This is a genomic window from Corynebacterium sp. HMSC062A03, from assembly GCF_001811145.1.
Taxonomy (GTDB): domain Bacteria; phylum Actinomycetota; class Actinomycetes; order Mycobacteriales; family Mycobacteriaceae; genus Corynebacterium; species Corynebacterium aurimucosum.
Map to the genome: position 1 here is coordinate 36,899 of NZ_KV803686.1, position 23,717 is coordinate 60,615.

General features: G+C 61.5%; 17 protein-coding genes, 1 tRNA gene and 2 pseudogenes. 8 read left to right on the plus strand and 12 right to left on the minus strand.

Annotation, left to right across the window (positions count from 1 at the left end):
• Positions 1 to 22 precede the first annotated feature (22 nt).
• The gene (locus HMPREF2781_RS08150) at positions 23 to 943 is read left to right on the plus strand and encodes a DUF808 domain-containing protein (protein ID WP_070645294.1); all 921 of its coding nucleotides are present in this window, start codon (positions 23 to 25) and stop codon (positions 941 to 943) included.
• A gap of 3 nt (positions 944 to 946) precedes the next feature.
• Here the strand turns inward: HMPREF2781_RS08150 and zupT are convergent.
• Positions 947 to 1,743, minus strand: a pseudogene (zupT, locus tag HMPREF2781_RS08155) (zinc transporter ZupT).
• A gap of 79 nt (positions 1,744 to 1,822) precedes the next feature.
• On the opposite strand from zupT, the gene HMPREF2781_RS08160 reads away from it, so the two are divergent.
• Positions 1,823 to 2,689: a hypothetical protein gene (locus HMPREF2781_RS08160; protein WP_246821815.1), complete on the plus strand. Its 867-nt coding sequence runs from the start codon at positions 1,823 to 1,825 to the stop codon at positions 2,687 to 2,689.
• A 71-nt stretch (positions 2,690 to 2,760) separates the two neighbouring features.
• On the opposite strand, the gene selB is transcribed toward HMPREF2781_RS08160, so the two are convergent.
• The 3 genes from selB to HMPREF2781_RS08175 all read right to left on the minus strand — a co-directional run bounded on the left by selB (position 2,761) and on the right by HMPREF2781_RS08175 (position 5,954).
• A complete protein-coding gene (selB, locus tag HMPREF2781_RS08165) occupies positions 2,761 to 4,551 on the minus strand; it encodes a selenocysteine-specific translation elongation factor (protein WP_070645296.1) in 1,791 nt (596 codons plus the stop codon).
• Positions 4,552 to 5,835, minus strand: coding sequence for an L-seryl-tRNA(Sec) selenium transferase (gene selA / locus HMPREF2781_RS08170; RefSeq protein WP_210386019.1), 1,284 nt, complete (start codon positions 5,833 to 5,835; stop codon positions 4,552 to 4,554).
• A 24-nt stretch (positions 5,836 to 5,859) separates the two neighbouring features.
• Positions 5,860 to 5,954 (minus strand) — tRNA-Sec (locus HMPREF2781_RS08175).
• Positions 5,955 to 5,989: 35 nt separating this feature from the next.
• Here HMPREF2781_RS08175 and selD point away from each other — a divergent pair.
• Positions 5,990 to 6,970 (plus strand): selenide, water dikinase SelD, encoded by a 981-nt coding sequence (gene selD / locus HMPREF2781_RS08180; protein ID WP_070446981.1) that lies wholly within the window; start codon positions 5,990 to 5,992, stop codon positions 6,968 to 6,970.
• Here selD and HMPREF2781_RS08185 read toward each other — a convergent pair.
• The 5 genes from HMPREF2781_RS08185 to HMPREF2781_RS08210 form a co-directional block, all read right to left on the minus strand.
• Positions 6,967 to 7,869: a GDSL-type esterase/lipase family protein gene (locus HMPREF2781_RS08185; protein ID WP_070645300.1), complete on the minus strand. Its 903-nt coding sequence runs from the start codon at positions 7,867 to 7,869 to the stop codon at positions 6,967 to 6,969. The two genes, selD and HMPREF2781_RS08185, sit on opposite strands and share 4 nt — an antisense overlap.
• Before the next feature lie 128 nt (positions 7,870 to 7,997).
• Positions 7,998 to 9,083, minus strand: coding sequence for an NrfD/PsrC family molybdoenzyme membrane anchor subunit (nrfD, locus tag HMPREF2781_RS08190; RefSeq protein ID WP_070446985.1), 1,086 nt, complete (start codon positions 9,081 to 9,083; stop codon positions 7,998 to 8,000).
• The gene (locus tag HMPREF2781_RS08195) at positions 9,080 to 10,123 is read right to left on the minus strand and encodes a 4Fe-4S dicluster domain-containing protein (protein ID WP_070645302.1); all 1,044 of its coding nucleotides are present in this window, start codon (positions 10,121 to 10,123) and stop codon (positions 9,080 to 9,082) included. The genes nrfD and HMPREF2781_RS08195 overlap by 4 nt, the downstream gene beginning before the upstream one ends.
• A 9-nt stretch (positions 10,124 to 10,132) precedes the next feature.
• Positions 10,133 to 13,405 carry a formate dehydrogenase-N subunit alpha gene (gene fdnG / locus HMPREF2781_RS08200; protein WP_246821817.1) on the minus strand — a complete coding sequence of 1,091 codons (3,273 nt, stop codon included), beginning with the start codon at positions 13,403 to 13,405 and terminating at the stop codon, positions 10,133 to 10,135.
• Between the two features lie 124 nt (positions 13,406 to 13,529).
• Positions 13,530 to 14,396: a PRC and DUF2382 domain-containing protein gene (locus HMPREF2781_RS08210; RefSeq protein WP_070645308.1), complete on the minus strand. Its 867-nt coding sequence runs from the start codon at positions 14,394 to 14,396 to the stop codon at positions 13,530 to 13,532.
• 470 nt (positions 14,397 to 14,866) lie between these two features.
• On the opposite strand from HMPREF2781_RS08210, the gene HMPREF2781_RS08215 reads away from it, so the two are divergent.
• The 4 genes and pseudogenes from HMPREF2781_RS08215 to HMPREF2781_RS08230 form a co-directional block, all read left to right on the plus strand.
• Positions 14,867 to 15,937, plus strand: coding sequence for a lipoate--protein ligase family protein (locus tag HMPREF2781_RS08215; protein WP_070645310.1), 1,071 nt, complete (start codon positions 14,867 to 14,869; stop codon positions 15,935 to 15,937).
• Between the two features lie 117 nt (positions 15,938 to 16,054).
• Complete coding sequence (locus HMPREF2781_RS08220; protein ID WP_070446994.1) at positions 16,055 to 17,407, plus strand: dicarboxylate/amino acid:cation symporter; 1,353 nt, start codon at positions 16,055 to 16,057, stop codon at positions 17,405 to 17,407.
• Positions 17,408 to 17,454: 47 nt separating this feature from the next.
• Positions 17,455 to 18,741: an MFS transporter gene (locus tag HMPREF2781_RS08225; RefSeq protein ID WP_070645313.1), complete on the plus strand. Its 1,287-nt coding sequence runs from the start codon at positions 17,455 to 17,457 to the stop codon at positions 18,739 to 18,741.
• 202 nt (positions 18,742 to 18,943) lie between these two features.
• Positions 18,944 to 19,323: pseudogene (locus HMPREF2781_RS08230) on the plus strand (transposase); the annotation flags it as partial.
• Positions 19,324 to 19,757: 434 nt separating this feature from the next.
• On the opposite strand, the gene HMPREF2781_RS08235 reads toward HMPREF2781_RS08230, so the two are convergent.
• From HMPREF2781_RS08235 to merA, 3 genes are all read right to left on the minus strand, one after another.
• Positions 19,758 to 20,714 carry a cytochrome c biogenesis CcdA family protein gene (locus HMPREF2781_RS08235; protein ID WP_005326045.1) on the minus strand — a complete coding sequence of 319 codons (957 nt, stop codon included), beginning with the start codon at positions 20,712 to 20,714 and terminating at the stop codon, positions 19,758 to 19,760.
• A complete protein-coding gene (locus HMPREF2781_RS08240) occupies positions 20,711 to 21,193 on the minus strand; it encodes a TlpA family protein disulfide reductase (protein WP_083308548.1) in 483 nt (160 codons plus the stop codon). The genes HMPREF2781_RS08235 and HMPREF2781_RS08240 overlap by 4 nt, the downstream gene beginning before the upstream one ends.
• Positions 21,194 to 21,420: 227 nt before the next feature.
• Positions 21,421 to 22,845, minus strand: coding sequence for a mercury(II) reductase (gene merA, locus HMPREF2781_RS08245; protein ID WP_046648249.1), 1,425 nt, complete (start codon positions 22,843 to 22,845; stop codon positions 21,421 to 21,423).
• Positions 22,846 to 22,953: 108 nt separating this feature from the next.
• Here merA and HMPREF2781_RS08250 point away from each other — a divergent pair, with 108 nt between their 5' ends.
• Positions 22,954 to 23,343, plus strand: coding sequence for a heavy metal-responsive transcriptional regulator (locus HMPREF2781_RS08250; protein ID WP_004601215.1), 390 nt, complete (start codon positions 22,954 to 22,956; stop codon positions 23,341 to 23,343).
• Positions 23,344 to 23,717: the final 374 nt, after the last annotated feature.

The window sequence follows — 23,717 nt, forward strand, 5'->3', positions numbered from 1 at the left end:
CCACCTTAAAAGGATGTGAGCCATGGCCGGTGGTCTCTTTGCCCTGCTTGACGACGTCGCCCTGATCGCCCGCTCCGCTGCCTCCAGCGTCGACGACGTGGCAGCATTGGCCGGAAAGACTTCGGTGAAAGCCGCCGGGGTCGTTGTCGACGACGCCGCTGTCACGCCCCAATATGTCCAGGGCGTCAAGCCGCAGCGTGAGCTGCCCATGATTTGGCGCATCACCAAGGGCTCGCTCATCAACAAGCTCGTCATCATCCTGCCGATTGCGCTCATCCTGTCGTGGATCGCGCCGTGGGCGCTCACCCCTATCCTCATGTGCGGTGGTGCTTACCTGTGCTTCGAGGGCGCAGAGAAGATTTTCCACTCTGTTTTCCACCGCGGGGAAAAAGACGATAAGCCTGCCGAAGAAAGAGGGCCCGACGCCGAAGACTCCCTGGTGAAATCCGCTATCACCACCGACCTCATCCTCTCCGCCGAGATCATGGTGATCTCCCTCAACGAGGTCATTGATCAGCCCTTCTGGCTGCGCCTCGGCGCCTTGGTCACCGTTGGTGTCCTCCTCACATTGGGCGTCTATGGCGCCGTCGGGCTGCTAGTCAAGATGGATGACATCGGCGTCGCCCTGCTCAAGCGCCACGATGGTGACTCCGCCCTGGGCACCGCCTTGGTGAAGGGCATGCCGATTGTGCTCAATATCATCGGCATCATCGGCACCGCCGCCATGCTGTGGGTCGGCGGCCACATTGTGGTCAAGGGTCTGAGCGAATTCGGCGCCGAACAGCCTTATGGCTTTATCCACCACGTGACCGAGAGCATCAACAACGGTGCCCTCGCCTGGTTGGCGGACACCGGCTTGTCGATGTTGTGCGGCTTTATTCTGGGCGCCGTTATCGTCACCATCATCATGGCGGTCAAGGCCACCGCCGAGCGCGTGAAATAGACCTTAGATAAACAGCGCGAGGGAGACGGCCATGACCGCCATCCCGGCGATCAGTCCGTAGATGGCACAGTGGTGTTCTCCGGTCTCCTCCGCCGTGGGCAAAAGCTCATCCAAGGAGATGAACACCATGATGCCGGCGATGACGGCAAAGCAGATGCCGAAAGTCATCGGCCCGATAAATGGCATCAGCAGCGCGAAGCCAATGAGAGCGCCGAGGGGCTCTGCCAAGCCAGATAGCGTGGCCACCAGAAGGCTTTCTTGCGTGAGCCCGTTGCACTGCGCAAAGGTACCGCTACCGCAATGCCCTCGGGGATGTTGTGAATGGCAATAGCCACGGCAACGGGGATAGCGATCTCCGGGGCTTCCAGGCCCGAGAGAAACGTGGCAAAGCCTTCCGGGAAGTTGTGGATGGCCAGCGCGAAGGCGGTAAAGATGCCGGTCTTCATCAGCCGTTTGCGCCGCGCGTCCTCCTCGGTGGTGGCCGGCTCGTGCGGGTTAATCTCCTCGGGCACAAGGCGGTCAATGATGGCAATGATCGCAATACCCGCGAAGAATGCCGCCATCATCGTCCAAGTGGCGCGAGCTTCGTCCCCGAGGGTGCTTTCTAGCTTCTTCAGGGCCTCCGGCAGGATTTCCATGAAGGAGACGTAGAGCATTACGCCCGCAGACAGCCCCAAAGCAGTGGCCATGAACTTCGGGCCTGGCTCCCGCTTTCCGACGGCCAGGGCGCCTCCGATGGACGTCGACAAGCCCGACAGCAGCACAAGGCTGAAAGCGAAGGCAATGGTAGCTAAGTCCATAGTGGGAAACTATAGCGTGTCTAACCCGGCCTCTGCGTAAGCTTGGAAGGAGTCCATCGCTTCCCATCTGACTCACGAGGTGACTGTCGCAACCATGGTGCTGTATCCGCTGGCTCCGTCCTATTTTGGTGTCGAGCACGTCGCGATTCTTGAGCACGTCAACTTTTCTACCGCGTTGAGCATTCCGGGGTTGGCGCAGCAGCCTGCGCTCGTCGACGTTTCCTTGCTCCCCGACCCCACTACGGGTGGCTGGCGCGTGCGCTCGGATTTCGGTTTTCTCGGTGCGCTCGATGGCGAAGAGTCCGCTGAGTATCCAGCGCTGAACCGGCTGCGCACAGCGGCGATGACTCCAGCAACACATGCGACCGTCGAGATCGTGGACGGTGAGGTGGAGGTGGCCGTTGCTCTGGGGCTCGACCCGTGGATGATTCCCGCGAACAATCAGCCAGCGGGTACTGCCCTGCTCAGCGGTGGGCACGGCGCTCTCGTTCGTGTCGCGGAGGGAGAGCTCACTACACATCAGCTGCGCGAGATGGGAACCGAACAGCTCTTCGTGACGCTTGCGCTTCTCGACGACACCGTCCTCGCCACCCACGACAACCTCGTCCTCGGCCCGTGCGGGGAGCTCTCCGATACCCCAGCGCTGGCCACCGCATTCGCGGCCGCCTCCCAATCAGGTGCTTCCCTGGCCGCTCGGGCTTATGCTGCCGCGGGCCGCATCGCAGTGGACCTTCCCCTCGCCCCCGAAGACCCTGCTGCCCCGGCTCAGTCTGCCGAGCTCTTCGCACCTGTGGTCCCGCCGCTGCCGGTCGACCCAAACAATCCCGCCATCCCGCCGGCACTCGACCCTGATGCCGACTGGGAGTTCACCACGCCTGCGGATCCCCTTGCCTCACCACTGCCCACCGGCTCGCGTACCTTCACGTCCCCTAAAGACACCTTTTAACTGGCACCTTATGCGCTTACACTAATTCATTGACCTGGGATTTCTCTGAAACCCGCCCGCAAATGGTGCCTTTACTTTGGTGCTCTTTCCCTTGGCCCACACACGAAGCGTTTGCCTTCGACTAGGCGGGTCGCGCCGGTGGCATCGAGGTGCTCCAACAGTGGGACAGCAACCCGGCGCGTCGTGCCCAGGGCCTGACGTGCCGCCGAGAGGGTGAAGGGCTGTTCCAACTGTGCCGCCACATCGAAAGCCGCACGCGGAGCTGAAGGCAGAAGCACAACGCCCTTGGCCAGGCGAAGCAGGCGCCCGGCGCGCTCGGCGGCGGCGAGCTCCTTGGGGCCCAGTCCCAATTCCTTGAGGTCTTCTGCCTCCGGGGCAGCGAAGGGCTCAGCGCGCAGGCGTTGTTCGAGCTCAGCTACTGCCTTCTCCGCAGGGCCAAGGTCGACGGTCTTGCCGGGAACGCGCAGCACACCATCTACTGATTCGAGCTTGGCTGCCGCTACCGCCAACCCCAGCAGGGCCGGCTCCGATAGGTTCAGCGCGTCCATGGCCGCTGCCTTCGTCAGCCCCGGGGACAGCGGGTTCGCCGCAGCATGTGCTTCCACTGCCTCAACGAGGGCATTCTTCCACGCGGTTACCTGGCGGGCGGCAATCCACCACTCGCGGAAAACAATGACCCCTGCCGGCTTTTCCTCCACCGAAAAGCCATCGCGCAGGAGGTCGTCGCGCGAAGCGTAGCCGCAGCGCTTGAGCCACTCGGACGGGTTGGTCGGTTCTAAGGCTTCTAGCTCAGCTGCGCGCTTCTTCGCTGCACCGCGCCTACTCAGCGCGGCCGGGTGCATGTCCACGACTTCGAAGCCTGCCGCTACATGTCGCCCGCCGGGGCTGCGCACCACGAACCTATCAAGCAGCGTGAGAGATAGCGGGCTTTCCAGTGTCAACCTCGCGAACTCACCTCCTAATGGCCGCAGACGGGCACCAACGCCCGCGGTGCCGATATGCACCACGAGGTTCTGGGGAAGCTCAGCCATCTCAGTACCAAAGGTGCGGCGAATATCCACGGTTTCGAGCGCCCGCCAGCCCCCAGGGCTCAGCAGTGCATCCCCGCGATGAACCTGGTCGGCGGCCACCCCGCGAAGGTTGAGGGCCACGCGCGTGACTGGACCGGCGCTATCCACCGACTTGTTTTCACTGTGCACTCCGCGCACCGTCACGCGTTGCCCATGAAGCTCCAACTCATCCCCCACCGAGACAGTCCCCGCCGCCAGCGTTCCTGTCACCACGGTGCCCGCACCCTTCACGCTAAAGCCGCGATCGACCCACAACCGCACGCGCGCCTGGGGATCAGGCGCGGGCATAGCGGCGAGTACCTGGTCCAACTCAGTGCGTAATGTCCCCACGCCCTCGCCGGTCTTTGCGGAGACCTCGACTATGGGAGCGTCGGCAAGCGCTGTTCCAGCCAGTTCTGCCTTGACCTGCGCGGCTACCTCAGCGCGGCGGGCGGCATCTGCCCTGTCCGCGCGGCTCAGCGCCACCACTCCGTGCTCGATTCCCACGGCGCGCAGGGCATCCCGGTGGTCAGTAGACTGCGCTTGCCAGCCTTCATCGGCCGCCACCACAAAGAGCACCACCGGCGCGGGCCCCACCCCGGCCAGCATGTTGCCCAGGAACTTCTCATGCCCCGGCACATCGACAAAAGCCACGTCGGCGCCGGAGTCAAGCTTCGTCCACACGAAGCCCAAGTCAATGGTCAGGCCGCGCCGCTTCTCTTCCTCCCAGCGGTCCGGCTCCATCCCCGTCAATGCCTTGACCAGGCTCGACTTGCCGTGGTCGACATGGCCGGCGGTAGCCACAACGTACACCTACATCACCGCCTGAATCGCAGCAATAAGCTCCGCGTCCTGCGACTCCGGCACGCAGCGCACATCCACCAGGCAGCGGCCCTGGTTCACGCGCGCCACCACAGGAGGCTCGCCCAACCGCAGCGGACGGGCCAGCTCTTCTGGCAACGCCACAGCCCAGCCTGGCAGCGGTACCTCGGGCGCCCCGCCGCCACCAACACGCCCGGCATGCTCGACAACCACGCCGCCTACCGCCGCAGCGACCTTCTCGGTGCGCTCGCGGTGGCGCTGAGCGTCGATGTGCAGCGCATTCTGCACGGCATTGGAAGGAGCGGCAAGGGAGGCCTCAAGGGCGTTGAGCCGCAGCTTATCGATGCGCACCGCCCTCGCCAGCGGATGTTTCTTACACGCGGCGATCGCTTCCTTCTTTCCCACCAGCACGCCGGCTTGCGGTCCGCCGAGAAGCTTATCCCCCGAAAAGAGCACCACGTCTGCGCCATCTCGAAGAGCCTCGCTGGCCGAGGGTTCCTCAGGCAGCACCGCATCGGGAGTGAGCAACCCGGATCCGATATCCACGATGAGTGGCACATCCGTAAGCGCACGCAACTCAGCAACCGACACAGAAGACGTGAAGCCACTGATCACAAAGTTGGAGGGATGCACCTTGAGTATCGCCCCGGTGTTCTCCCCCAAGGCCCGCTCATAGTCCGCCAGGTGAGTTCGGTTCGTCGCGCCAACCTCACGCAAGCGGGTGGCCGTGGACTCGATGAGCTCCGGCAGACGGAAGCCCGCACCAATCTCAATAAGTTCGCCACGGGAAATGATGAGCTCCTTGCCGGGGGCCAGGGCGGCGGTCGCCAGCAACAGCGCGGATGCTCCATTGTTAACCACCAGCGCGTCCTCCGCGCCGGGACAGGCAGCCAGGACAGCCTCGACCGCGCCGCGTCCCCTATCCCGCGAGCGCTGACCGCTGTCTAAGTCCATCTCAACGTCCGTATAGCCGGCTGCGGCTGCGAGCGCGTCCACCGCGGCTGGTGGCAATGGCGCCCTACCCAAGTTCGTGTGGATGATCACACCGGTGGCATTGATGACGCGGCGCAAGGAATAGGGCTGTGCGCTTTCGAGTCTGTCGGCCAGCTCCTGCTGAAAGCGGGTGGGGTCGAGGGATCCGGAGCGGGCGTCGGCAAGCACGGCGTCGATGATCGCGCGCACCTTATGGGGTGCACTGCGCTCCTGCGCAGTGCGCACTGCCGGGTACTGGAGGATCTCATCCATCTTCGGGATGAAGCGGCGGGGGTCAGTCATCAAAGTTCCTCCTAGCTGCGCTCATGGCGGAGACGGACAGGAATCGAACCTGCCAGACCGAGATACTCGGCCTCACCGGTTTTGAAGACCGGGGCGCCCACCAGGACACGTACGCCTCCGTCTGCTCACCTTACACGGGGCTAAAGTAGTACTTATGACTGACATTAAACTTACGTCCTTTGCCGCCGGTGGCGGTTGTGCTTGCAAGATTCCCCCGGGTGAGCTCGAATCTGCTGTGGCGGGCCTGGTAGGCACCGCGGACCCCAACGTGCTGGTGGGGCTTGACGACGGCGACGATGCCGCCGCCGTACGCATCCAGGACGGCCTGGCGGTCATCTCCACCGCGGACTTCTTCACCCCGATGCTCAACGACCCCTATGACTGGGGCCGGGTGGCAGCAGCTAATGCGCTTTCCGACGTCTACGCCATGGGCGGCACGCCCATCACCGCCATCAACCTCGTGGGCTGGCCGCGCGAAAAGCTCAGCCTCGATATATTGCGCGAGGTCCTGCGCGGTGGCATGGATGTGGCCAGCCAAGCAGGGATCTCGATTACTGGCGGGCACTCCATCACCGCCCCGGAGCCCACCTATGGTTTGGCTGCCACGGGCACCGTCCACCCCGACAAGATTATGCGCAATGACGCCGCCGAGGCTGGTCTTCCCATCACGCTGACCAAGCCGATTGGTGTGGGCATCCTCAACAATAAGCACAAGGCCACCGGTGAGGTTTCTCAGGCCGCGGTAGATTCCATGACCACGCTCAACCGCGATGCAGCTGCGGCAGCGGTGGAGGCAGGAGTGCGTGCAGCAACCGACGTCACCGGGTTTGGTCTTTTGGGCCACCTCTACAAGATGTGCCGTGCCTCCGGTATCGGCGCCGAGCTCGACTTCTCCGCTGTTCCTGCGGTGAACGGCGCCAAGGAAGCCCTGGCGGAGGGCTTCATCCCGGGCGGCTCGCGCCGCAATCTAGATTGGGTCCGCCCCCACCTCGATTCGGACTTGAGCGAAGAGGACCTGGTCTTCCTCGCCGATGCCCAAACCTCCGGTGGCCTCCTCCTCATCGGCGAGGTACCCGGCTACCCAGTTATCGGGCGGACCGTGCCGGGTGAGGCGCGGATTTCTATCTCTGCTTAGGAACGCGCGCTCAGAATGCGCGCGACGCCATCGACTCCGGCATGCGTGAGGTGATTGGACAAATTGTGTGTCACGGACTTCTCGCTGATGCCGGATACCCAGCGAATAGAGTCCGGAGCACACATGTTGTGGTCGATGGAAGCGCGGCGGAGGTCAACGTAATTGGCACCAGCAGCGGAGGCCGCAGTGCGCATCGCGGAGTTAATGGTGTCCTCTCCCAAACGAACCAAGCCCAGCACATCCATGTTGAAACCCACCTCGCTGCTGGTACCAGAGCGCACGGGGCACATCGCGCCATTAGCGGCAGAGATAGCTGGGTACCCCACAAACGTGATGGTGGCATGCGGCGCAGCCTGACGGATGCGATTCGTGTTATTCACCATGGCCTGCCGGTAGGAATCATTATTAAATTGCGAGACAGCAATGTCCTGCAGATTATTGGCGCCGAATTGCACAAAGACACTCTTGGTATCGGCAGTGAGGTGTTTATTGGCAATGGCACCAACGACCTGCTGATCAAAGTCCTTCCGGAAGGAGCCCCCGCTAGCCTTGGCGGCCGAACAGGCATAGTTCGCCACCGAGCGCCCCGTGATCTTGCCGTACTCCGCGGCCACTGTCTTCTTTCCTTGCGGGCAGCCTTGTGGTGATGGAGCGCCTGCTTCCGAGCCGCTGCCCTCGATGCTGCTGAGGCCCGCACGCACAAGATCGGACCGCACGCCAGCCACCTGCTTGTAGCCGGGGTTAGCAAAGAAAGAATCACCGAAGAACACGGCGTCGGCGCCGCGGTGCGGGTCTGCGGAGGCCGTAGCGGTAGAGAAGGTCACGGCACTGCAGGCCAAAGCGGTTGCGGAAAGAGCAACGGAAAAACGCTTGATGCGCTGGGAGAAGGAGAGAGACATGATTCCTTAACAGAACGATTAGGGAGAACGAGAGAATGTTTACCTCGTTCTACTCAATCACATTGGTCTATCTCTTTGCTAACCCTTTGCCATTCTTGCAATTCTTTCCCGTCACAAAATGAGGGTTCTTATCCGCCCGTCACGACGGAAGTGCCGTAGTCACCCCGCGCTTCAGCACGCCGCTTCTGTGGAGCAATCGTGGTGGCTGGGTCCTTCACCGCTTCCAGTCCCGCGTTGAGCACACCAAAGCGGGTGCACGCAGATCCCGCCATGAGCGCAAGGCCGGACAATACCGACACGGTGCGTGACTTGGTCGCCGCAGCTACGGCCGTTCCCACACCACCGGAGGCGATGAGCCATTCAGAAGCCTTCATGAGCTTTCCCGGCAATCCCTCATGCAGCGGCCGCCTGGGTTCCGGTTCCATGTGATTTTCCATGATCCGCGTCGCGACTAGGTCACTCACTGCGGCCGTGATGCCCAGGGCGCGTGCAGGCCCAGCGTTCTTCACCGGGGTAAAGGCCATGGCGGCACCCGCCGCCGCGGCCGACGCCGAGGAAACAAAGACATAGGGCAAGTGCTTCTTCGCATCGTTCCATGTCGGGTTAGAGGTATTAGCCAACAGCACCGCTGTATAGCCAGCGAGTGGTCCGCCGAGAACTCCCGCAACGGCCCCCGCTGGGCCGGCTGCCTTATCAAGGGATCGGCGAAGCGGTTTCGGCAGCACACCGCCGACCAGCTCATCAGCCTCGACGACTGCAGGCAGCGACGCGGCAGAAGCAAAGCTGCCCAAAATCCACGAGCCGATGGACATCGGAGAGGTCACCTTGAAAACGCGGAACATGTTGAGCAGACGCTCTGGGCGCCCAAGGTCGAGGATCAGAAAGACAGAGCCCACCGAGGCCGCAGAGAACGCCGTCAATCGGGTAGAACGTTTGAGAGGCGCGTTACCCGTAGCCTGCGCGCCAGCGGCGAGTAATGCCGAGCCTCCCGAAAGTCCACCGAGGAACAGATAGCCACCAATTGGCCACTCCCACGGCGGGGCCTTGACTACGGGCTTGCCGTAATACGAGGAGAACTCGAAGTCCTCCGCCATGCGCGCTTCTTTGGACCCATCCTGTGCGCCGGCGCCGACTCGTCCACGCCGGCGCTTCTTGCCACCGCCGCGACGACGCCTAGGCTCCTGCGGCGGGCGGTACTCATCAAATTCGCTCACTTGCGGCCTCCCAACATGAATGCCCCGGCCACGGCTAACGCCATGCCGCCAATTGCCTTCGCGGCAGTCTTATACATCTGCGGCAGATCCGCCGTGGGCACGCGCGGATCCGGCGGCAAACCATAGACCTCTGGTGAATCGAGGAGCAGGAATATGGACCCGGTCCCTCCAACTCCATCCTGGGAATTGGCGCCATAGAGACGGGCCTCGGTCAGCCCCTGCTCATGGAGGGCGCGCACGCGCTCTTGCGCTGCCGCGAGCATCTCCTCGTAAGGGCCAAACTGGATAGAATCCGTCGGGCAGGTCTTAGCGCAAGCAGGCTGTTCACCAATCTTGAGCCGGTCATAACACATGGTGCACTTCTGAGCTACACCCAAATTTTTGATCGGCATGGCCTGTCCCGGCGTATGGTCTGGACCTTGCGGCTTAAGCTGCTTCAGCTTTGCCAGCACGTTCACACCCGCGTGGTCAGGCACCTCGTAATCCACGGTGGCGGTCTTGTCCGCCTTCAGCGTCACGCCGCCGTCATCGCGGCGCTCAATGACGCCGAAAGGACACCCAGCAACGCAGGTCCCGCAGCCATTGCACACATCATCTTGCACCACAACGGTGCCGAATTCGGAACGAAAGAGCGCGCCCGTCGGGCACACGTCCAAGCATCCAGCATTGGTGCAGTGCTTGCACACATCGGAGGACATGAGCCAGCGAAAATCATCGGTATCTGGGGTGACGCTTGGCGCGGAGACTGTGGGCAGACCCAGTGAGACGAGCTTGCGCCCATCCTCGCGCGCCTGCTCAATACGCTCATTGCTTTGCTCAATGAAGGTCACGTGCCGCCAGGTATTGGCACCCAGCGAGCCTGTGTTGTCATAGGAATTGCCGGTGACCGCATAGCCTTCCACCGGGTTGCGGTTCCATTCTTTACAGGCCACCTCGCAAGCCTTGCAGCCGATGCATACCGAGGTATCGGTAAAGAACGCCATGCGCTGATAGGACTCATAGCCGTGTTTATCAGCCTTTTCGGTGAAAAGATTAGCCATTAGTCCTCCTTAGCCTTCTTTGCCTTCATAGTCCGCCACATTGCCTGCGGTGGCGTCATCGCCGGTGTTCTCCTCAGAAGCATCGCTCTTCGTGCTAAAAGCATCTGAGACGTCCAGGATCCGGTTGCCCGAGTCAACAGTAAGGTGCGCCCGCTCTTGGTACTCGCGCAAGAGTTGCACTCGTGCCTCGCCCCGCGGGCGCCGGCCCGGCTGAATATCGCAGGCGCCCACCTTTGAGTTCTGGATAAACACGTTCGGCTCCAAGGTCAGGCCCAACAGATCGTTGGCACCATCGCCGGCCACCTCGGTGGTCTCTGATTCTCCGTAGTGGAAGGGCAGACCAATCTGGTGGAAGTCCTCACCATTGATGGTGAGCATCTCCATGCGGTCCGTCACCAAAACCTGCGCCTCTATGACACCACGCGGCGACACAATAGTGGCCCACTCGCCGTTGACAAGTCCACGCTTGGCGGCCAGTTCCTTGTCCACCTCGCAGAACAAGCCCGGCTGCAGCTCCGCCAAGTAAGGCAAGCGGCGCGACATCGCACCGGAGGTATACATCTCCGTCAGACGGTAGGTAGAGAAGACAAACGGGAAGACCTCAGCACCGCGCTCCCCTGGCTCGGGGCGGGAAAGGTTGTCCGCGCGCTTGATAGTCAACCGCGTCGGCGATTGCTGCTGCTTGTACAGCGCATTCTGCACCGGCGATTCCTGCGGCTCGTAGTGAGTCGGCAGCGGGCCGTCGGACAGCCCCTTCGGGGCAAACAGCCAACCCAGGCCATCCGGCTGCATGATGAAGGGATCATCGCCGTCGAGGGCGTCGGGGCCGACGGCGTCGACAGGCGCGACATAGTCCGGGCGCTTCGTCACCGGGAAGTCCGGGACATCGTCACCAACCCACTTGCCCTGGTCCTCATCCCACCAGATGTACTTCTTGCGCTCCGACCACGGAGTGCCATCCGGCTTGGCGGAGGCGCGGTTGTACAGGATGCGTCGGTTAGCCGGCCATACCCACCCCCACTCGAGTGCTACTTCGTTCTGCTCAGAGCCCGGGACCTTCTTCGCGGCGTGGTTGATGCCGTCCTTATACACGCCGGTGTAGATCCAGCAGCCGCCGGAGGTAGAACCGTCGGCGCGCATCTCGGTGAAACTCGGCAACAATTGGCCCTTCTTTGGCCCATCGAGGTAGTAGCCGTTGATCTCACGCAAAATCTCATCCGAGCTGGGATCGCCGTGTTCATCCTCGGTGTAATCCCACGTCACGGACTTAATCGGCAGGTCGCGCGGGTCGGTCGAATCCGCCAAGCGCTCCCTAATCTTCTTGCCCAAGTGGTAGAAGAACCACGCCTCGCTGCGGGCCTGGCCCGGCGGCGGAGTCGCTTGGAAGCGCCATTGCACCATGCGCTGAGTCTGGGTAAATGTTCCGGACTTCTCCACGTGCGTTGCCGCAGGCATGAGGAATACCTCGGTAGCGATCTCCTCGGTCTTGAGCTCGCCGTTCTTGACTTCCGGCGAATCCTTCCAGAAACTTGCCGTTTCAATCTCTTGGAAATCGCGGACAACCAACCACTTCAGCGAGGCCAGTCCGCGGCGCTGCATACCACCGTTGGACTGCGCCACCGCTGGGTTCTGACCGAAGACAAAGTAGCCCTCCACTTCCTTGCGCAGCATGGCCAGCAATGTCTCATAGGTCGAGTGCGCGCCGGACAGGCGCGGCATAAGGTCAAAGCCCCAATTATTGTCCTTGGTAGCGGCGTCGCCCCAATAGGACTTCATGAGCGAGACCGCGTAGTTCTCACCCAACTGCCAGAAGCCCTTCTGGTCTTCCTGCCGGAAGGAATCCAGGTAATCCGCCCAGGTCTCCTGATCCACGTGCGGCATGGGCAGGTAGCCCGGAAGCGAGTTGAAGAGAGTCGGAATATCAGTCGAGCCTTGAATCGAGGCATGCCCGCGCAAGGCCATGATGCCCGATCCAGGGCGGCCCACGTTGCCCATGAGCAGCTGCAGGATCGCCGCGGTTCGGATGAACTGTGCGCCCAGGGTGTGCTGGGTAAAGCCCAGCGCGTAGGCGAAGCACGTGGTGCGCTCCGGGGTGGAGTTCTGCGCAATCGAGTCTGCCAAGTAGTAGAAGTCCTCCGGCGCAATGCCACAGGTCTCCTCCACCATCTCCGGGGTGTAGCGCGAGTAGTGGCGTTTGAGGATCTGGAAGACCGTGTTTGGATCTTCCAGCGTCATGTCCTTCTCCACGTTCCACGAGGAGCCCTCAGGCTTTTGCACGTACTGCCACGAGTCCGTGACGTACTTGCCCTTCTTCGCGTCGTACCCGGAGAACAGGCCTTCCAGGTCCTCGGTGTCTTGGAAATCCGGCGAGATGATCGACGCCGCGTTGGTGTAATTCACCACGTAATCGTGGAAATACAGGTCATTATCCAGAACGTACTTGATAATGGCGCCGAGCAGCACCACGTCCGTGCCACCGCGAATGCCGATGTGGCGGTTCGCAAAGGCAGACGTACGCGTGTAGCGCGGATCCACGTGGATAATGCGCGCACCACGCTTCTTGGCTTCGACGACCCACTGGAAACCCACGGGGTGGCATTCGGCCATATTAGAACCCTCGATGACGATGCAATCCGCATTCGCCATATCCTGCAGCGGTTGGGTCGCGCCGCCGCGGCCAAACGATGTTCCTAGACTAGGAACAGTGGCGGAGTGTCATATGCGCGCCTGGTTCTCTACCTGAATAGCACCGGTCGCGGTAAACAGTTTCTTAATGAGGTAGTTCTCCTCATTATCTAGCGTCGCGCCACCCAGACCGGCGATGCCCATGGTGCGGTTGAGACGACGCCCGTGCTTATCGACGTCCTCCCAATGCCTCGCGCGTGCCTCCACAAAACGGTCCGCGATCATATCCATCGCGGTTTCTTCGTCGAGCTCCTGCCATTCAGTGGCATAGGGCGCTCGGTACTTGATCGTGGTGATGCGGGTCGAGGAGTTAATGAGTTGCTCAGAAGCAGAGCCCTTGGGGCAGAGGCGGCCGCGGGAGATCGGGGAATCCGGATCGCCCTCGATTTGGATGACCTTGTCATCCTTCACGTAGACGCGCTGGGAGCAGCCCACTGCGCAGTAGGGGCAGACCGACTGCACGACGCGATCCGCATCGACGGTGCGTCCCTGCAGGTCCTCACTCTTAGCTGACTGCGTAGACAGGTCGCGGCCGAAGGCATCCTTGTTGCGGATTTGGCGTACGACGGGCCAGTTCAGTGGGCTAAAACGTGACATGCCTTAAACCTACTGCTTCGCCACCATGTTTTCCACCCTGTTCATGACAGCAAAAATTGAAAAGGAACTAAAACGACAGCAGGCCGGAGCTTTGCAGCTCCAGCCTCTTAGCCCTTAACCGAGATTACTTGCGGGTCTCGGTGATGCCGTCGGTATCGATCTGCTCCTTGCGCAGATCCTCGGTGTGGGTCTCGGTGTCCTTGATGGTTTCCTTGGAGAGGTTAACCTTCTCCACCGGGACGGTCTTCTTCTCTACGTTCACACGCTCTTCATGCAGGGTGACGGAGGCTTCTTCTGCTCCGTTATCGCCAATGGTGCCGGTGTAGTTGGCAGCGTCAGCCTCAGAAATCGGGGTGCGCTCGACGCGAACCTCTTCGCGCTCGACCGGAACCTCAACAGTCTCAGTATCGGTCACGACGTACTTGCGCAGGCGAGCCTCACCAGTGGCCACGCGCTCCTTGTTGACGTCTAGGCGCTCCTCGGAGCGGATAACTTCACCTTCGTTGTTGGAGACGCCGTTACCGGTAGCAGTAGCGCGGTCAGTGTCAATACGGTCGGTAGCAGCGGTCTCATCCTTAGCGTGCGCACCTGCTCCAGCGCCGGCAACGCCAGCGCCAGCCACACCAGCACCGGCAGCACCAGCGCGCTCATCACGCTCGTCACGGTAGGTGGTGACATCCTGTGCGTTCTCGAGGTTGTAGTGCTTGAAGATGTCCGCCTGTGCCTCAGGAGTCAGCGGCTTATCGGAGTCAAAGTCCGGTGCGTTCTCGATGCGGTCCTTGGAGAAGGCCAGCTTGAGCTCTTCACCGGTGAAATCGTGACCACGGAGCGGAACCAAGCTGGAGCTCATGCCGAACAGGCCGTGGTTGACCTCAACGAAGGTCGGCTGACCGGACTGCTCGTCGACGAAGACCTCCTTGACAGAGCCCAGCTTGTCGCCGGTCTTGTCGTATGCGGTTGCGTTAAACAGATCCTTGATATTCTTACCCATTATTTCTCTAAACCTTTCTATATTTGGTCTATATGAAACTGGCAAACCACAGATCTCAACATCACCCCCATATACCATAAGAAGTGGGGGGCGATTTGCTATTTCGTTTGCGCTGTCACCCACCATACGGACAAATAAACAATGTGCCACCGCTGTAGCCCATCCCATTGCAAAAATCGCGCTTTGCCGCAGGCCACATTGGCTATAACGATTAGATTACGAGATTATTTACGCACCTCATAAGCTTATCAGAACGACGAAGCTCTCTCCCTCCCCATACCCAGACCGAAACACAAGGACATCAACCTGCCCCCACAACGTAGCACCCAACAACAATCCTCTATACAATTCTTTACGTTACCCACAGGGACAACCAATAAACGTTAGCTACCCCCACCCCGTTCGGCACATTCCTTAATTGGTCTACATTCCCAATCATCATAACTCCACCATTGAGTACCCTGAACATCATGAACCAGACGAAACACTTCGAACTCAAAGTCCCAGGCGGCAAACTACTCGTCGTCGATCTTGATATTGACGCCGACAGCACCGTAATCGCAGCGAAAGTATCCGGTGACTTCTTCCTCGAACCCGAAGAAGCCTACGAGACACTAGCCCCGGCGCTGGTCGGAACCACCACAGCCACCTCGACAGAAGAGATTCAATCCCGGCTCGATGCCGCGCTTGCGCGAATCGACTCCCCCGTAGCCCTTCACGGTTTTGACACCCACCACCTTGCCGTCACAGTTAGACGTGCACTGTCCGGCGGTACCGATTTCACCGACCACAACTGGGAGATCCTGCGCCCAGGAGTTCTCCCAACCCCAGTCAACGTCGCCCTCGATGAGGTCCTCCTCAACGAAGTCGCGGAAGGAAAACGCGGCCCTACGCTCCGCTTCTGGGAGTGGGAAGACCGCGCCGTGGTCTTCGGCTCCTACCAGTCTTATTCCAATGAGTTGGACCAGGAGGGCGTCGACAAGCACAGCATTGTTCCAGTGCGCCGAATCTCCGGTGGTGGCGCAATGTTCATGGAGGGCGGCAACTGCGTAACCTATTCCCTGTACGCCCCAGACTCGCTCGTAGCCGGTTATTCCTACGAGGCTAGCTACGAGTATCTGGACCAATGGGTTCTCGCGGCGCTCGGAAAGCTTGGTGTCAACGCCTGGTACGTGCCGATTAATGACATCACGTCGGACGGCGGAAAGATTGGCGGTGCCGCCCAAAAGCGCCGCAAGAGCGCGGTGCTCCACCACACCACGATGAGCTATGACATCGATGCAGACAAGATGATGGAGGTCTTGCGCATCGGCAAGGTCAAGGTCTCTTCCAAGGGCCTAGCCAGCGCAAAGAAGCGCGTGGACCCGCTGCGCCGCCAAACCGGCGTGCCGCGCGAGGAAATCATCGAGACTATGGCTACCGAGTTTGCCACCCGCTATGGCGCCGTCGACGCCGAGCTTTCCGACGACACACTCGCCGCCGCCCGCCACCTCGTCGACACCAAGTTCCTCAACGACGAGTGGACCAAGCGCATCCCATAATTTGCGGGGGAATTTCTGGGCAGCGTACGGTGTTACATGTTCTAATGAACCGATCGGTATGACTTTACCGAACCAAATGGTCCATTTCTATACAACACTGTCTAGAAGGAAAATCTCGTGTCCGACACTTCCTCCCGCGCATCCTCGCGCACGCTGCCCTCGTGGGCCACCGGCTTTGGCGCCCAGGTCATCGCCGGCCTCATTATCGGCCTTATTCTCGGATTCATCGCTTCCGGCATGGAGTCCTCGTGGCTCTCCGATACCTTGTCCGGCGTCGGCGGCGCGTACGTCCAATTGCTCAAAGTGATGGTCCCGCCGCTCATCTTCGCGGCTGTCGTCACCTCGGTTGCCAACCTGCGCAAGGTGGCTAACGCCGCCTCGCTGGCAATCTCCACTCTTGTATGGTTCGCCATTACGGCCTTCTTCTCCGTCTTGGCTGGCATTCTCGTCGCCCTCGTGATGAAGCCAGGCGTAGGCACGACTGTCGACGCCTCCACCGCCGCCGATCCCTCCAACGTTGGCTCCTGGACCGCATTCCTCCAGCAACTCGTCCCCGCCAACTTCTTTGGACTCAAAGCTTCGCTTAGCGACGGCGAAGTCTCCCTCAGCTTCGGCGCCCTTCAGCTCCTTGTCATTTCCTTGGCCTTGGGCATCGCTGCGGTCAAGGCTGGCAAAGCAGCCGATCCCTTCCTGCGCTTTACCGAGTCCTTCCTCAAGGTTATCCAGGTGGTCCTCTGGTGGATCATTCGCCTCGCCCCGATTGGCACCGCCGCCCTCATCGGCAAAGCCGTGTCCACCTATGGCTGGGATGCGCTGAGCTCCTTAGGCAAGTTCGTCCTCGCGATGTATGTCGGACTCGCCCTTGTCATTGTTGTGGTCTACCCTGCCGTCCTTGCTTTCAACCGCATTCCAATCATCGGCTTCTACAAGCGCGTATGGCCAGTATTCTCCCTCGGCTTCGTCACCCGTTCCTCCATGGGAGTCATGCCGGTTACCCAGCGCTTTACGGAGAGGGCCATGGGTGTGCCTCGCGAATACGCCTCCTTCGCCATCCCGCTCGGCGCTACCACGAAGATGGACGGCTGCGCCTCCGTTTACCCGGCTATCGCCGCCATCTTCATCGCTCAGTTCTACGGAATTGACCTTTCTCCGACCCAATACCTTCTCATCATCTTCGTTTCCGTCATTGGCTCCGCAGCTACTGCCGGCACGACAGGCGCCACCGTCATGTTGACACTGACGCTCTCCACGCTGGGCCTCCCGCTGGCAGGCGTCGGCCTCTTGCTCGCCATCGAGCCCATCATTGATATGGGCCGCACCGCCGTCAATGTCACCGGTCAGGCACTGTGTGCCACGATCGTAGCCAAGCGCGCCGGCATCCAAGACCAAGCAACCTGGGATGCTGCCGAGGGTGGCGTCAATGACATCATGAACGCTGATGAGAACGAACGGGACAGCGTGAACGTTTAGGAACATAAGTGACGTGGAACACACATAGTTTCTGTACGGTGGAAGCTATGTCCACGTCAACCCAAGCACCACCAGACCCCGATTCCACACAACACCGCAGCGCCATCAAGGCCTCCTTCATAGGAACCTTCATCGAATGGTTCGACTATGCGGCCTACATTTATATGTCGGCCATTATCTCCCGAGTCTTCTTTCCGGAGATGGAAGGGCGCCGCGCGCTCATCATGACATTCGCACTCTTTGCGCTTTCCTTCCTCGTCCGCCCGCTCGGCGGAATTGTGTGGGGACACTTTGGTGACAAACACGGACGAATTCAAACCCTGACGGTATCGATCACGATGATGTCGCTGGCGACAGCCGTGATCGGCTTCCTCCCCAGCTACGAAGCAATCGGATTCGCCGCCACCCTGCTACTTCTGCTTTCGCGCATGGTCCAAGGTTTCTCCGCGGCTGGCGAATATGCCGGGGCAGCCACGCACCTCGCAGAAATCGCTCCGACGCATAAGCGGGGTATCTACGCCGCAATCGTGCCTTCCGCCACAGCATCCGGCCTGCTACTGGGCTCCCTCATCGCAGCACTACTCACCGGCGTGCTTGACGACGATGCCCTCATCTCCTGGGGTTGGCGCGTCCCCTTCCTCATCGCACTACCCCTGGGCCTTTACGGCCTGTGGATTCGCCGCAACGCCGATGAGTCTTCCCGCTTTGAGAATCAAGATGACACGGAGGAATCCCCTCTTCGCGAGGTCATCAAATACCCCAAGGCCCTGGCAATCGCCTTCTCGGGCGCAGTTCTCAACGCCATCGGTTTCTATGTCATCCTGACTTACCTGCCGACCTATCTCTCCCAGGAGCTGGGCATGGCGGAAACACCTGCCTTCATTGCGTCATCGGTCGCTTCCGCTTTCTATGTCGGCTTCGCACTTCTCACCGGCCTGCTATCAGACCGCCTGGGTCGCCGCACGACCATGCTGTGTGCTGCACTTTTCATGGGACTCTTCATTGTTCCTGCCTTCATGCTCCTGGACGGCGCTGGGATCCTCCTGGTCATCATCATCCAGGTGTGCCTCGGCGGCGTACTTGCGCTTAACGACGGCGTCCTCCCCTCCTTCCTCTCCGAACAGTTCCCCACCCATGTTCGCCTTTCCGGCTTTGCTCTCACCTTCAACACGGCAAACGCTGTCTTCGGCGGCACAGCGCCCATGATCGCCACTTGGCTCATTGACAAAACCGACAACCAACTCGCCCCGGCGTATTACCTTGTTGCCGCCGCAATCATCACCGGCGGAGGCGTTCTCTTCGCCTCCAAGCGGAATCGCCTAAAAGAGATCTAGCCCACCGCCTCACTCTCCCCCTCCTGGTAGTAACTTCCATCAACGACCCACACTTGAGCTTCAGCGGCAGCGTCAATCGCCCGACCGCTGGCGATCCGAATTGTCGTTTCAGACGACGAGCAGGGCCAGGGGACCTGACCCCTGTTAGGTAGACACCTGATATCCAGCCCGGTTGGGTTGGGAAGAAAGGTAATCTACCACCATGCCTAGGTACTCCGAACAGTTCAAACGTGATGCTGTGTCCCTCTACGAAAACAATGAGGACCTTTCACTTCACGCGGCTTCAGCAGAGCTTGGAGTCAATCGCTCCTCACTTTATTCCTGGCTTAAGCAGTACGGCACCGGCAAGCGTGCCCGCACGAAGACCATGCGCGACAAGGCCCAGGAGACGACTGATTCTGAGCGGATCCGCCAGCTAGAAAAAGAAGTCTCTAAGCTGCGCGAAGAACGCGACATCCTGCGTAAGGCCGCGAAATATTTTGCCGAAGAGACACGCTGGTGATCCGCTTCCAGTTTGTCTATGACCATCGAACCGAGTACACGGTCAAGCGGATGTGCCACGTGTTAAAGCTCAATCGCTCGGGCCTGGCCTCTACCCTTGAGGCCATGGGCTTTTAGGCAACCTCCTCAACCACTACACCCCACTTCTACCCCGAGAAATATAGACACCATCAGCACAAACACTAACCATGTTATGTCCATAGGGTTTTTGGACATAACACAGCTCCACTAAGCCAGGAGGCCTAGCTATTTCACAAGACCGAAAGTGCCACCAACGTCACGGTCGAGTACAACTAGTGGGTGTCACTGTGGCTTTCCGAAGTCCACCACACTGACGTTCCCGTCATTGCGGGGGCGGTACAGAGGGCTCCTGACGGATTGCCCGAAGTCCTCTGCACGAATTGACTTCCGGCCTGATGCCGCTGTACCAACCTGTCCTGATAGGCGGGCGCCTCGTTTGCCAGAAGATGGGCAAGGTTCCCCCTCCCCCTTGCTTTTTGGGAGTCCTCGGCCAGCTACGGGATCGTGCCTGGCCGGTCCTCGGTCGAGTTGTTGTCCGGAGTTGGTGTGCAGCAGTCGGGTTCCCCGCTTTGCCCGGGGCCCTCGCCTGTGGGCGGCGTTCCCTGTCTGATGCGCAGTCTCCTGCGCCGGTTGAGGGCGGCCAATGCCGATGCGAGCACCACGGCTGCGGCGAGGGCTGCGATCAGGGTGCTGTTGTCGCTGATCCAGGCGCTGGCGGCGGCTGACCATACGGCGAGGCTGTTGGCCTGTGCGGTTCCGCCGGTGGCGGCGGGATACCAATACCAGCTGAGGTAGGCGCCGGTTATGGTGAGGATGAAGGCGGCGATGCGGTTGCTGTGCTTGGCCAGGCCGGTGATTCTTCGCCCGAGGGCGGCCCCGGCGATGGCCGTGCCTGCCGAAACGAGCATCAGGACAGTGGCCGAGCCTGCGGCGTAGGCGGCGAAGACCGCGAGCAGCCCGGCGTAGCTGGCGACGGCCTGGGCTTGGGCGATCACGGCCAGGAGCACCCCGAGGGTGCAGCCGAGGGATGCTGCGGCGTATCCGATCCCGAAGGCCACCATGCGCCCGGTTTTGTGACCTGCCCCTGCGGCTTCTTGTGTGCGGGGTTTCGTGGCCCAGGCCGGCAGACGGAGCCGTGGTGTGAGTCCGGTGAGCATGGCCAGGCCCAGCAGGAGAAGGATCACCCCGGTGGCCATTCCCAGCCAGGGCGCTGCGCTGATCAGGGTCCTGGCGCCCGCGCTGACGATCAGCCCGAAGGCTGCCAGGGTCCCGGCGAAGCCGAGGCTGAGCGCGAGCCCGGCCCGGAGCCCGTGGGCCAGACGCAGCGCGAGCGGGCGCGTCCGGGCGTCCCCGATGGTCTGGGCTATCCAGGCGGGCAGGAGGGCGAAACCGCAGGGATTGACCGGGGCAATCATTCCAGCGGCGAAGGCCAGGGCAAGCAGGGCTGTCATTGGGCACCGGCCTTGGTGAGTTCTTCTTGGATCTTTTCCGCAGACGGGTCGGTGGCCCGGAAGGTAACGTCGCCCTTCGCGTCGACCACCACCAGGGTGCTTATGGAGGTGACCTTGTACCGGGTGGTCAGTGTGGCCTCGGTGTCGATGACGGCAGGGAGCTCAGGGGCCTTGATGTAATCGCGGAATCCGTTGATGGTCTCCTTCGGTTCTCGGGGGTCCACGTCCACCAGGAGGTAGTCGGCCGAGCTTCCCAGGGCCGTGGAGGCCTTGTTCAGGGAATCGGCCCCTTCCGCACACTCACCGCATCCGGCAGAGAAGAAGAACAGTGCTGCGGGCTTACCGTCCGGGATGGTCCGGGTAGTGCCGTCAATGTCGGAGACCGTAACAGCAACGGCACCGGCCGCGTCGGGCGACGAACCGCCTGGCGCGGCCGACGGGCCGCCCGGTGAGCTGGCGCAGGCGGTTGTCAGTGCCATGACCGCTGCCAGAAACAGGGCGGAGGCGAGGTGCCTGGGCCGGGGAACGGACAGAGAACGGCGGGATCTCGGGTATGTCATGGTGTCTGGTGGTTCCTTCCAGGAATGGGGATGGGGACTCAGGCGGTGCCGTGGTCGGTGCGGTGGTGCTCGGGGACAACAGATAGGTGAGGGCCTGGTCGGTGGCGGTCAGGGCATTCCTTTGCTTCGGTAGTGGGGGCTGGAGCTCAGGCGCAGCAGGAGAGCTCGGAGACGTCGGTGGTGAAGGCCTTGGCGGCGATCCTGATGCCCTCGGCCATCGTCAGGTAGGGGCTCCAGGCGGCGGCGACCTGCGCGGTGGTCATGCCCGCTTCGAGGATGTAGACGCCGGCGGCGGCGATTTCCCCGGCGTCCTTGGCCACCGCGGAGAGGCCCAGGATCCGTCCGGTGTCGCGGTCCGCGACAACCTTGATGAAGCCGCGGGTGTCGCGGTTGACCACGGCTCGCGGCACGTACTCCAGGGGGAGGACCCGGCACTCGCAGCTGATCCCGGCGGCGACAGCTTCCTTTTCCGTCATCCCGACCGCCCCGATGGCGGGACTGGTGAAGGTGACCCGGGGCAGGTGCCGGTAGTCGACCTCGGCCAGGGCATCGGTGAACGCATTGTCCACGGCCAAGGCGCCGTGGGCCGCTGCGACGTAAACGAACTCCCGATGGCCGGTCGCGTCCCCGGCGGCCCAAACCCGCGGGTTGGACGTGGCCAGGCGGGAATCGACCACGATCTCGCCGGATGCGCCGGTCTTCACCCCGACGGCGTCAAGGTCCAGTCCCTCGGTCACCGGGCGGCGGCCCAGTGCCACGAGGATGCGGGAAGCGCGGAACACCTCCTCGCCCCCGGCCACGTTTGCCGTCACCGAGACCCCGTCCGGGCCGGAGGCCACGGAGTCGGCCATGGCCCGCCGGACCACCCGGATCCCCTCGTCGGCGAACACCCCCGCCAACGCCTTGGATGCCTCCGGTTCCTCCTGCGAGGCCAACCGGGAACGGACCAGCATGGTCACCCGGGAGCCCAGCCGGGAGAAAAGCTGTGCCATCTCCAGGGCAACATAGCCTCCGCCCAGGATCAGCATTGATTCGGGCACCTCGTCCAGTTCCATCGCCGTCGTCGAGGTCAGGTACCCGGCCTCGGCCAGTCCGGGAACGGGCGGCACGTAGGGTGCGGAGCCAGTGGCCACGAGGTAGTGCCCGGCCTCGATCGTTCTCACTGCACCATCCGGGGAGATCACCCGGAGCAGCGGTGCGTCCTGGGTTCCGGTGAACGACGCGTCCCCCGAGATCATCGTCCACCCGTAGTCCGCGGCCAGATCGACGTACTTCTCCGTGCGCATACTTTCAACCAGCGCGGCCTTGCCCTGAATCAGGGCCGGCATGTCCACCGGGCCCGCCGAGGCCGCCACCCCAGGGAAGCGGGCCGAATCCAACGCCACGTGGCGGGCCTCCGCGGCAGCCAGGAGCGCCTTCGACGGGACGCAGCCCGTGTTCACGCATGTCCCGCCCACGGTGCCGCGCTCCACCATCACGACGCGCTTGCCCAGTCCGGTGGCCCGGATCGCGGCCGCAAACGCTCCGCCGCCGGAACCAATAATCGCCAGATCGAACTTTTCGTTTGTCATTCCAGATGTCTCTTCCCTGTGGTTCAAAAGTTCCTATGGAACCATTGTGAACCTTCCAGTACAATGGAAGGTCAAGTGTGGTGGCCATTGGAAGGGGAATCGGCGAACATGAGGATCGGACAGCTTGCGGAAGCAACCGGAACCACGACCAAGACCCTGCGGTTCTACGAGGAGTCGGGGCTGCTCCCTCCGGCCGAGCGATTGGCCTCCGGCTATCGGGACTACGCCGAGGATGCCGTGGGTCGGGTCGGGTTCATCCACCGGGGCCAGGCCGCCGGGCTGACCCTCGCCCAGATCCGCCAGATCCTCGACATCCGCGACGGCGGCCAGGCGCCCTGCGAGCACGTGCGCGACCTGCTTGACGTGCGCCTCGCTGAGATCGAGCAGCAGATCGCGCAGCTCTCCGTGCTGCGCGACACTATCGCGGACCTCAGACAGGACGCCGCACACCCGGACCCTGAAACGTGCAGCACCGATCAAGTGTGTAGGTATTTGTAATCCAATTGGGCACACCTCCTTAGCAACCACGCTATGCGAGAGTTGCAGCTCGACGAGAGCCAGGATGACAGGATTAACCGCCAGGAGCTATCTATAAATAGGGACTATTTCTTACCTGGAAGTAACATTTTGGCGGTTGAGGATAATACCTTTGGTGCATTTTGAGCCAAAGTAAAAATAGTCCCCTACGGGAAGACGGAAATAAGACAGTTCCCGGTGGACAAGAACAGTCTTCGCGAGCAGGTAGTTGGTGGGCCCTTGCGTTCATAATTCTGTGCACCATCACCACCATGATCGACAGGCGAAAACCAGGTTCTTCGGGTGGGTTGGCCCGCCTTCGGCCCAGTTGTGTCGGTGATCCAACTGGCTGAGAA